This is a genomic window from Flavobacterium poyangense, from assembly GCF_011751075.1.
Classification (GTDB): domain Bacteria; phylum Bacteroidota; class Bacteroidia; order Flavobacteriales; family Flavobacteriaceae; genus Flavobacterium; species Flavobacterium poyangense.
In genome coordinates this window covers 1-502 of record NZ_JAALLN010000260.1, presented here as the reverse complement: position 1 = coordinate 502, position 502 = coordinate 1, and the positions used below count along the sequence as shown (strand labels likewise).

At 64.3% G+C, this 502-nt stretch carries 1 protein-coding gene; it reads right to left on the bottom strand.

Annotation, left to right across the window (positions count from 1 at the left end; translation table 11 throughout):
- The coding region (locus G3A47_RS23595) for a hypothetical protein (protein ID WP_208328472.1) at positions 1-502 on the bottom strand (502 nt) is incomplete at both ends.

Below are 502 nucleotides of genomic sequence, written 5' to 3'. Positions count from 1 at the left end.
GCGTGCGAAAGGTGGCGTCCGGAACGTCCAGGACATTGCCCGACTTGAGCAGGCGGTATGGAAGCAATCCGGCGAAGTAACCTTCATCGAGAAGCCGTTGCTGCAAAGCGCTTGCGCAAAGTTTGCCCGCTCGTTGATCACGCGGCACGCCGTCCATCGAGGCCCCGGCGAACGGATCGCCGGTCGCGCCTTGTGAATAGAGCCGCCTGACGCCCGGAAGGCTGGAATATCCTTGCGACGCGGCGACCGCCACATCCGCGGAACTTGACCTTCTGGTGCCGGCGCTTGCCGGCTTCGGCCCCCTTGCGGGCCTGGGCTGCGGCGCCGCTGCGGCGAGAGGAAGCTCGACCTCGCTTGAACCGTCGGTCACGGCGTCCTGTGTATCGACACCCTGGGGCTCCTGCTGATCAGATTTCGCTGAGTTCGCATCCCCCGCTTTATCCTGTTCGGCTTCACGATTGCTTGCCGGGTCTTCCTGTTTCGGACGATCCGGCTCGGCAGC